The sequence below is a fragment of the Mesorhizobium sp. M5C.F.Ca.ET.164.01.1.1 genome, assembly GCF_004792125.1.
Classification (GTDB): Bacteria; Pseudomonadota; Alphaproteobacteria; order Rhizobiales; family Rhizobiaceae; genus Mesorhizobium; species Mesorhizobium wenxiniae.
Window position 1 is genome coordinate 1 of the sequence record NZ_SRTG01000070.1, and the last position, 533, is coordinate 533.

The 533-nt window shown below is 71.9% G+C and carries 1 protein-coding gene; it reads left to right on the forward strand.

From position 1 onward, the window contains the following. Nucleotides 1–533: caspase family protein (locus EN807_RS32445; protein WP_135937923.1), on the forward strand; the 533-nt coding region annotated here is incomplete at both ends.

Consider the following 533-nt stretch of genomic DNA (forward strand, 5'->3'; position numbering starts at 1 on the left):
CGCCGATGACGACTACCGGCTGATCCGGCCGCTCGCCAACCCCGTCAATGACGGCGAGGCGATGGAAGGCGCGCTGAAGAAGCTCGGCTTCGAGGTGGTGCTCGAGACCAACCGGGACCTGCGCCGCACGCGCCGGGCGCTCGACGATTTCCGCGAGGACGCCAGGGGCGCCGACGTGGCGCTGGTCTATTTCTCCGGCCATGGCGTCGAGATATCCGGCGACAACCGGCTGCTGCCCGTCGATGCCGATGCCTCCTCGCTCGACGCGCTGGAGAAGACCAGCCTGCCGCTGGAGGAGGTGCGCGAAGCGGTCGCCGCCACGGCCAAGGTCGGGCTGATCGTGCTCGACGCCTGCCGCAGCGATCCCTTCGCAGGCGCGGGCAGCGAGGGGCGTGGCGCGACGTCGCTGGCCAAGGACGCAGCCGACAAGGTCCGGCCGGGCCTCGGCCGCGTCGGCCGGGCGGAGAACATCCTGTTCGCCTTTGCCGCCGCCCCCGGCGAGACGGCCGCCGACGGAACCGGCCAGAATTCGC